Below are 9,445 nucleotides of genomic sequence, written 5' to 3' on the forward strand. Positions count from 1 at the left end.
GTCTCCTGCGTTGTCGTCAGTCGGCATGGCTCCGCCATGACTCTCCCCCTGCCTTCGGCGGGGGGACCCCCATCCTCCGCCTTGGATCCGAAGCCACATCAGTGACATCAGCCGCTTCGCGGCGGGCGCTCGCTGATCCAGCCTGATCCGCCGGACAGGCCCTAGACGTACTCCGACGCGGCGTCCAGCAGCCAGTCCGCCAGATACCCGGCGAAGGACGAACGGATCAGCAACCAGAACCCCGCCCTGGCCTCGTCCCGTGCAACCAGCACGATCTGCGTGCGGGCCAGGGTGGTCTGGGCGCAGCGCCCGGGACCGAAGGCACGCGGGTGCAGGTCCAGCGGGCAGCCGTGGGCCAGCAGGTCGCGGGCGCGCCCGCCCGTGACGAGCAGGGTGGTGCGCTGGGCGGAGACGTCCGTGACGGCTGCGGGCTCGTCGCCGCAAGCCGCCCGGATCTGGTTCTCCAGACCCGGCCGGCTGCCGGGCGGGCCCACGACGAGCCATTCGTCGGGGCCGAGCCAGAGGGCATAGCGGTCACCGGCGTGTACGACGGTGTTGGGTTCAAGGGGCAGTTGGAGCCCCAGAGCGAGCCCGACCGCGTCGGCAGTCGGCCCTTTGGGATCGAGCCGGACGTTGACCTGGGCGAGGAAAGGCAGTTCCGCCAGGCGCAGGGCGCCGCCCGAGGAGCGGTTGACGGCGGCGAAGCGGCCGGCGGCGTGCGCCAGGGGACTGTGGCGGATCGCGGTGTCAGCCATCGCGGCGGGCTCCCTCGGGGTCGTAGAGGACGGGACTTGCGACAGTCACCGGTACCAGGCGGTCGCCCACGGGCGCGTACAGCCGCTCGCCTATGCGGGCCCGGCCGCCCTTGATCAGGGCGAGAGCGAAGGTCCGGCCGAGCGCCGCGCTGTGGTAGCTGGAGGTGACATGGCCGAGCATCGGCACCGGCGGCTCGGGGAGCATGCTGTCGGTGACCAGGTGGGTGCCCTCGGGGAGGAAGGAGTCCGGGTCCTCCGGGAGCAGGGCGACGAGGTGCTTGCGGTCGGGGCGTAGAGTGTCAGCGCGTGCATGGGAGCGCTTGCCGACGAAATCGGGCTTCTTCTTGGACACCGCCCAGCTCATGCCGAGGTCCTGCGGGGTGACCGTGCCGTCGGTGTCCTGGCCGATGATCGGATAGCCCTTCTCGGCGCGCAGGACGTGCATGGTCTCTGTGCCGTACGGGGTGATGCCGAACGGGCTCCCTGCCGCGTACAGCGCCTCCCACAGCGCCCGGGCGCCCCACGGCGACACGTTGATCTCGTAGGCCAGTTCGCCGGAGAAGCTGATCCGGCACACCCGGGCCGGGATGTCCGCGACGGTCGTGTCGCGCCACGCCATGAAGGGGAAGTCGTCGCATCCGACGGCCAGTTCGGGGGCGAGGGTGGCCAGCAGCTCGCGCGAACGGGGGCCGACGAGGGCGACGGTGGCCCACTGCTCGGTGACGGAGGTGCAGTGGACGCGCAGGTCGGGCCACTCGGTCTGCAGCCATTCCTCCATCCAGTCCATGACGGCGGCGGCGTTGCCGGTCGTGGTGGTGACGAGGAAACGGTCCTGGGCGAGCCGGATGGCGGTGCCGTCGTCGAAGACCATGCCGTCAAGGCGGCACATGACGCCGTAGCGGATCATGCCGACCTTGAGGGTGCTCATCATGTTGGTGTAGAGCCGGTCGAGGAAGGCGGCGGCGTCAGGACCCTGCACGTCGATCTTGCCGAGGGTGGAGGCGTCCATGAAGGCGACGCCCTCGCGAGCGGCGCGGCACTCGCGGAGCACTGCGGCCTTCATGTCCTCGCCTTCCTGGGGGTAGTACCAGGGCCGCTTCCACTGGCCGACGTTCTCGAACAGTGCGCCGCGGTCGGCGTGCCAGTCGTGCAGGGCGGTGACGCGCACGGGGTCGTGGAGCTCGCCGCGGTCGCGGCCTGCCAGCGTGGCGAAGGAGACGGGGGTGTAAGGAGGGCGGAAGGTCGTCGTGCCGAGGGCGGAGACGTCCACGCCCAGGAGGTGGGCGACGGTGCCACTGGCGAGGACGCCGGAGGTCTTGCCCTGATCGTTGGCGGTGCCGGCGGTGGTGTAGCGCTTGGTGTGCTCGACCGAACGCATACCGGCGCCGGTCGCGCGGGCGAGGTCGTCGACGGTGACATCACGCTGGAGGTCGACGAAGCGGGGCGCGTCGGCGGCGCCGGGGACGAGGAAGACGTGCATGGGCGGCGACTGTGGTCCGTCGTCGGCGACCGGAAGCCCGGGCGCGTCGGCCACATAGCCCTCGGCCTCGATCGCGCGGGCCCCGGCGTCGGCGCCCCCGGCGAGGACGCCGGCCAGATCGAAGACGCCGGCTGCGGAGCCGGCGACCTCGACCGCCTGACCACAGGCGTCGGGGACGAAGGTGCCCAAGGTGTCGTCGTAGCGCAGCTTTCCGCCCGCCTGGCTGAACAGATGCGCGACGGGGTTCCAGCCGCCGGAGACCAGCAGCAGGTCGGCGGCGAACTCACGGCGCCCCGCCGACTCTCCGTACGGGGCGACGGTGACCGCCGAAAGCCGCTGCCCGCCCTCGGTTCCGACCACGGCATGCCCGGCCAGCACCTCGATCCCGGCGTCCTGGGCGCGGCGTGCCCACTCCCCGGGTTCGGGGCGGGTGTCGACGACGGCCACGATGTCCACGCCCGCCGCCGCCAGGTCGAGCGCGGCCGCGTAGGCGCTGTCGTTGGTGGTGAAGACGACGGCGTGGCGGCCGGGCAGAACGCCGTAACGGTTGGCGTACGTACGGGCCGAGGCCGCCAGCATGACGCCGGGGCGGTCGTTGTCGGCGAAGGCCAGCGAACGCTCGTGTGCTCCGGTGGCCAGGACGACACGGCGGGCACGGATGCGCCAGACCCGCTCGCGGGAGACGTGCTCGGGGGCGTCGCCGCCGAGGTGGTTGGTGCGGCGCTCGACGGCGAGAAGGTGGTTGTCGTCGTAGTAGCCGAAGACGGTGGTGCGGCGGAGGATGCGGGTTTCCGGTGCGGCTTCGAGCAACGCCTCGGTCTCGGCCGCCCAGTCCAGGAGCCGGCCTGTGCCGAGGAGGCTGCCGCCCAGCTCGGGCTGGTCGTCGGTGAGGATGACCCGCGCCCCACTGCGGGCGGCGGCGGACGCGGCCGCGAGTCCGGCCGGTCCCGCGCCGACGACGAGCAGGTCGCAGTGGGCGTGCACGGCGTCGTAGCGGGCGGGGTCGGGCTCGGTTGCGAGCCGTCCCTGACCGGGGAGGCTGCCGGCGACAAGCCCGTCGTACAGCTCCACGGCGGTCGCGGGCAGCATCGGCTCGGGGAACGGCTCCTCGATCTGGACGACCGCGTTGGGTTCCTCGACTCCGGCGGAGAAGATGCCGCGCGGGCGGCCGAGCTTGATGCTGGTGCCGGCCTGGATGATCCCGTTGGCGAGGAGGGCGGAGGCGAGGGTGTCGCCACGGAAGCCTTGGTATGTCGTGCCGTCGAAGGTGAACGTGAGGGGTTCGTCACGGGATACGCGGCCGCGGGTGGTCACCCGGAACGGTTGGGACGGGCCGGGCGCCGGGGGAGCAGTCTCTTTCCCCGCCCCGCCCCTTCCCGTAACCGGGTCTTCGCCCCGGACCCCGCTGGGGGCTCCGTCCCCGGACCCTCCCCCTACGCCCTGCGGGCGTGGGGGAACCCCCGGCTCCTCGAACGCCGGAGGGGCTGGACGGCGCGGTCCAGTCTGCCCATCCCCCGGACCGGTTGAAGACACCGGACCGACCGAAGCGGAGGCCGCTGGTTCCGGGCACGGCTCGCCCGCTCGGTACACCGCCAGGATCTCGTTCGTCGCCGTATTGCGCACAGCGTTGAACCAGCGACGGCATCCGGCCGCGTGGCTCCAGCGTTCCGCGAACGGGCCCTTGGGGTTGTCGCGGAAGAAGAGGTAGCGGGCCCACGCCGGGTCGGTCAGAGCAGCGGGGTCCTCGGGATAGGACACGTGGGCCTGGCCGCCGTAATGGAATTCGGCCTCGTCACGGGGTCCGCACCAGGGGCATGGGATGAGCAGCATCGATTCGGCTCCTCAGTGGGCCACCGCGGCCGCGCCGTGCTCGTCGACGAGCGCGCCGGTGGTGAATCGGTCGAGCGAGAAGGGGGCGTTGAGCGCGTGGGGGGTGTCGTGGGCGATGGTGTGGGCGTAGACCCAGCCGACGCCCGGGGTGGCCTTGAAGCCGCCCGTGCCCCAGCCGCAGTTGAGGTAGAGGTTGTCCACCGGGGTGATCCCGATGATCGGCGAGGCGTCGGGGCTGACGTCGACGATGCCGCCCCAGGTACGCAGCACATGGGCGCGGGCGAAGACGGGGAAGAGTTCCAAGGCGGCGGACATCTGATGCTCGATGATGTGGAAGGCTCCACGCTGGGTGTAGGCGTTGTACGAGTCGATACCGGCGCCCATCACGAGTTCGCCCTTGTGGGCCTGGCTGACGTACACATGCACCGCGTTCGACATGACCACGGTGGGGTGCACCGGCTCCAGCAGCTCGGAGACCAATGCCTGCAGCGGGTGGCTCTGCAGCGGCAGCTCGAAGCCCGCCATGGCGGCCAGCACCGAGGAGTGACCTGCCGAGCAGAGCGCCACCTTGCCGGCGGCGATGGGGCCGAGCGTGGTCTGCACGCCGACGACCCGTCCGCCCTGGATGTCGATGCCGGTGACTTCGCAGTTCTGGATGATGTCGACACCGGCGGCGTCGGCGGACCGGGCCAGCCCCCACGCGACGTGATCGTGCTTGGCGATTCCGGCCCGCGGCTGATAGGTGGCGCCCATCACCGGATACCGCACGTCGGGCGAGATGTTGACGATCGGGCAGACATCCTTTACGGCTTGCGGGTCCAGCCACTCGGCGTCGACGCCGCTCAGCCGGTTGGCCTCGACACGGCGCACGCTGTCGCGGACGTCCTGGAGGCTGTGGGCGAGGTTGAGCACACCGCGCTGGGAGAAGAGGATCGGGTAGTCGAGTTCGTCCGCGAGCCCTTCCCACAGTTTGAGGGCGTGCTCATAGATGCCGGCGCTCTCGTCCCACAGATAGTTGGAGCGGATGATCGTGGTGTTGCGGGCCATGTTGCCGCCCGCGAGCCACCCCTTCTCCAGCACTGCCACATTGGTGATGCCATGGTTCTTCGCCAGGTAGTGGGCGGTCGCGAGACCGTGTCCGCCGCCGCCCACGATCACCACGTCGTACGACCGCTTCGGCTCGGGTGTTCGCCACAGCCGGGCGGGGTGCTCGGGGAGGTCGGCGCCCGGGGTGCGGGGGCTCATCGGGCGTCTCCGATCAGGTGCGGGTACAGCGGGTACTTGGCGGCCAGCGCCTCCGTACGGGCGCGGAGCGCGGCGGCATCCGGCTCGGGCCGGAGAGCGAGCGCGATCACATCGGCGACTTCGGCGAAGTCCTCGTCCGTGAAGCCGCGGGTGGCCAGGGCCGGGGTGCCGATGCGCAGCCCTGAGGTGACCATGGGCGGGCGGGGGTCGAAGGGGACGGCGTTGCGGTTGACCGTGATGCCGATCCCGTGGAGCAGGTCCTCGGCCTGCTTCCCGTCCAGTTCGGAGTTGCGCAGGTCGACCAGGACCAGATGGACATCGGTACCGCCGGTGAGGACGCTGACCCCGGCGGCTGCCGCGTCGGGCCGGGTCAGCCGTTCGGCGAGGATGCGGGCGCCGGCGAGCGTACGGGCCTGTCGCTCGGCGAACTCGGGCGAGGCGGCGACTTTGAACGACACAGCCTTGGCGGCGATGACATGTTCCAACGGGCCGCCCTGCACTCCGGGGAACACCGCCGAGTTGATCTTCTTGGCGAGGCCGGCGTCGTCGGTGAGGATGACGCCGCCGCGCGGGCCGCCGAGCGTCTTGTGGGTGGTCGTGGTGGTGACATGGGCGTGCGGTACGGGATTGGGGTGCAGTCCGGCGGCCACGAGGCCCGCGAAGTGGGCCATGTCGACCATGAGATACGCGCCCACCTCGTCGGCGATCCGCCGGAAGGCGGCGAAGTCCAGCTGCCGGGGATACGCCGACCAGCCCGCGATGATCATCTTGGGGCGGTGTTCCTTGGCGAGCCGCTCCACCTCGTCCATGTCGACCAGGTTGTCGGTCTCGTCCACGTGGTAGGGCACGACGTTGAACATCTTGCCGCTGTAGTTGATGCGCATGCCGTGGGTGAGGTGGCCGCCGTGCGCGAGGTCGAGGCCGAGGACGGTGTCCCCGGGCTTCAGCAGGGCGAAGAAGACGGCGGTGTTCGCCTGAGCGCCCGAGTGCGGCTGCACATTGGCGAATCCGGCGCCGAAGAGGGACGTGATCCGCTCGATGGCCAGCCGCTCGGTCACGTCGACGTGTTCACAGCCGCCGTAGTACCGGCGGCCCGGGTAGCCCTCGGCGTACTTGTTCGTCAGGACCGACCCCTGTGCCTCCATGACCGCCGAGGGGGCGAAGTTCTCCGACGCGATCATTTCGAGGGTGGACTGCTGGCGGTCCAGCTCGGCGCGGACGGCGGCGTGGACCTCCGGGTCCAGCTCGGCGAGCGACACGTTCAGCGTGTTCATGCGGCGTTCCTCTCGGCGGCCTCAACGACATTGGCGAGCAACACGGCCCGCGTCATGGGTCCGACGCCGCCGGGCATGGGCGCGACCCAGCCGGCGACCCTGGCGGCATCGGGGTGCTCCGACGACGCAGCGAGGTGCCGTAGCCGGCGTCGCGGACCCGACAGGATCGCCCGGACAGGGCCTGGCACGGTACCGAGGCCCGGGGTGATCCCCCGCTCGGCCACGCCCTCGGCGAGTTCGGCGCGGATCGCGGCTGCGGTCCGCCTGCCGTCCAGGATGCGTGCGTTCACATCGCTCCTCTTGTTACGGGTGCGGCTCAGCCGCGCAGGCGGGACATCGAGGGGTCGAACAGCGGCTCGTCGGCGACGACCGCTTCCACGCGCCGGTCGAAGTAGCCGATGTGAACCGCGGTGCCGGTCGTGGCGAGATCGGCGGGCAGCCATGCATAGGCGATGCCCTTGCCGATCGTGTAGCCGTAGGCGGCACTGGTGACGTAGCCGACAGGGCGGTCGCCGTCGTACACCGGCTCCTTGCCCATGACCACGGCCTGCGGGTCGTCGATGGTCAGACAGGTCAGCCGGCGCCGCACATCCGCCTTGCGACGCTCCAGCGCGGCCTTGCCGATGAAGTCGTCCTTGTCGAGCTTGACGGCGAAGCCGAGCCCCGCCTCGTAGGGGTCGTGCTCATAGGTCATGTCGGTGCCGAAGGAGCGGTACCCCTTCTCCAGACGGAGGCTGTTGAAGGCACCGCGGCCCGCGGCGATGCCGCCGAGCGGCTGGGCGGCCTGCCACAGGGTGTCCCACAGCTTCAGGCCCATGTCGGCGGTGGTGTACAGCTCCCAGCCGCGTTCGCCGACGTACGACAGGCGCATCGCGGTGACGGGGACGGAGCCGATGTGGGCGCGCTTGGCGCGGAAGTACTTCAGACCGTCGTTGGAGAAGTCCGCGTCGGCGAGCGGCTGGAGGACCTCGCGGGCCAGCGGGCCCCACAGGCCGATGCAGCAGGTGCCTGCGGTGATGTCGCGCACCTGGACCGAGCCGTCCGCCGGCAGGTGGCGGCCGAACCAGTCGAGGTCCAGGTTGCCGTTGGCGCCGACCTGGAAGTGATCGCGGCCGAGCCGGGCGACGGTGATGTCGCTGCGGATGCCGCCGTCTTGGTCCAGGAGCAGCGTGTACGTCACCGACCCGACCGACTTGTCGACGTTGCCGGTGGACAGCCGCTGGAGGAAGGCGGCCGCGCCGCGGCCGGTGACTTCCAGCCGCTTGAGTGCCGTCATGTCGTACATCGCCACGGTCTCGCGCGTCGTCTGGGCCTCGGCGCCGACGATGGGCGACCAGTAGCGCGCCGCCCAGTCGTTGGGCGTCGGAACGGACCGGCCGGCCACCAGGGTCGCGTTGGCCTCGTACCACTGGGGCCGCTCCCAGCCGGTGGCCTCCAGGAAGAAGGCGCCGAGTTGCTGCTGGCGGGCGTGGAAGGGGCTGGTGCGCAGGGGCCGTGGGGCACCGGCCGGCTGGAGGGGGTGGAGGATGTCGTAGACCTCGACGAAGTTCTGGCAGTCGCGGGCCAGCACGTACTCCGGGGAGAGCTGGTGCGGCTCGAAGCGGTTGACGTCGCACTCGTGCAGATCGAACGACGAGCAGTGGCCGTCCACGAGCCATTCGGCCACCGCGCGGGCGACGCCCGCGGAATGGGTGACCCACACCGCCTCGGCGACCCAGAAGCCCTTCACATCCGGTGATTCGCCGAGCAGCGGCAGTCCGTCCGTGGTGAAGGAGAAGAGGCCGTTGATGCCCTCTTCGATCTTGGCGTCGCGGGTCGCGGGCAGCAGGGACCGGGTCTCGGCCCAGGCGTCTGCGAAGTCGTCCTCGGTGAACTTCATGACGGAGGGCATCTGCTCGGCCTCGTCCACCGAGACGATGTCCTCCGGGTCGACGGGCATGGGCCGGTGCCCGTAGTAGCCGATACCGATGCGGTCGAAGCGGTCGCGGTAGTACAGGTCCGCGTCCTGGTGGCGCAGGATCGGCCGGACGGCCTCCTCGGCCTGGCCTTCCAGGGCCGGGACAGGGCCGGTCCATGCGAGCTGGTGGGCGAGCGGGGTCAGCGGCAGGTTCATGCCGACCATGCGAGCGATCTTCGGGCCCCAGATGCCGGCGCAGCACACGACGATGTCGGCGGCGATCTCACCCTGATCGGTGACGACCGCGCTGACCTGGCCCTCGCTGTGTACGACGTCGAGGACTTCGTGTCGGGCGAGGAAGCGTACGCCGCGCTCGGTGGCCCGCCGGATCTGGGCCTCGATGGCGAGCACCGCCTTGGCCAGGCCGTCGGTGGGGACCAGGAGGCCGCCGAGGACCCGCTCGGGGTCCACCAGCGGGTGCAGTTCGATGCATGCCTCGGGGCTCAGCAGCCGGGACTCGATGCCCCAGGCGGTTATCCAGCCGTGGCGGCGGTGCAGCTCGGTCAGCCGCTCGGGGGTGGTGGCCAACTCGAGTCCCCCGACCTGCAGGAAGCAGGGCTGCCCGTCGACGTCGAGGCTGCAGAACTTCTCGACGGTGTAGCGGGCGAGCTCGGTCATGGTCTTCGAGGAGTTCGTCTGGAAGACGAGTCCCGGTGCGTGGGACGAGGATCCACCGGTCGCGGGGAGGGGCCCCTGATCGACGACCGTGATGTCGGTCCAGCCTGCGAAGGACAGTTCGTCGGCGAGGGCCGCTCCCACGACGCCCGCTCCGATGATGACCACTCGGGGTCCCGCCATCACCAAACCTCCAGTTGCTGTCAACGCAACAAGCTTCAGGTTGCGCAACTCACGATGCCGGTCGCCGAGGTGGGTGTCAAGGGGGCTTTCACTGCCTTACCAGGGC

Annotated in this window: 5 protein-coding genes and 1 pseudogene; all 6 read right to left on the reverse strand. The window is 70.7% G+C overall.

What is annotated here, in order from left to right; all coding sequences use genetic code 11:
• Nucleotides 1–161 precede the first annotated feature (161 nt).
• Nucleotides 162–755, reverse strand: a complete 594-nt coding sequence (locus ACWGI8_RS32215; protein ID WP_453666317.1) for a sarcosine oxidase subunit gamma — start codon at nucleotides 753–755, stop codon at nucleotides 162–164.
• Entirely contained in the window at nucleotides 748–4,065 is a 3,318-nt protein-coding gene (locus ACWGI8_RS32220) for a sarcosine oxidase subunit alpha family protein (protein WP_453666318.1), read from the reverse strand. The genes ACWGI8_RS32215 and ACWGI8_RS32220 overlap by 8 nt, the downstream gene beginning before the upstream one ends.
• A 12-nt stretch (nucleotides 4,066–4,077) precedes the next feature.
• Nucleotides 4,078–5,310 (reverse strand): sarcosine oxidase subunit beta family protein, encoded by a 1,233-nt coding sequence (locus tag ACWGI8_RS32225; protein ID WP_453666319.1) that lies wholly within the window; start codon nucleotides 5,308–5,310, stop codon nucleotides 4,078–4,080.
• Nucleotides 5,307–6,584, reverse strand: a complete 1,278-nt coding sequence (gene glyA / locus ACWGI8_RS32230; RefSeq protein ID WP_453666321.1) for a serine hydroxymethyltransferase — start codon at nucleotides 6,582–6,584, stop codon at nucleotides 5,307–5,309. The genes ACWGI8_RS32225 and glyA overlap by 4 nt, the downstream gene beginning before the upstream one ends.
• Nucleotides 6,581–6,703, reverse strand: a pseudogene (locus tag ACWGI8_RS32235) (bifunctional methylenetetrahydrofolate dehydrogenase/methenyltetrahydrofolate cyclohydrolase); the annotation flags it as partial. The gene glyA and the pseudogene ACWGI8_RS32235, both read right to left, overlap by 4 nt.
• A gap of 197 nt (nucleotides 6,704–6,900) precedes the next feature.
• The gene (locus ACWGI8_RS32240) at nucleotides 6,901–9,339 is read right to left on the reverse strand and encodes a GcvT family protein (protein WP_453666323.1); all 2,439 of its coding nucleotides are present in this window, start codon (nucleotides 9,337–9,339) and stop codon (nucleotides 6,901–6,903) included.
• Nucleotides 9,340–9,445 lie beyond the last annotated feature (106 nt).

This window comes from Streptomyces sp. NPDC054841 (assembly GCF_053611045.1).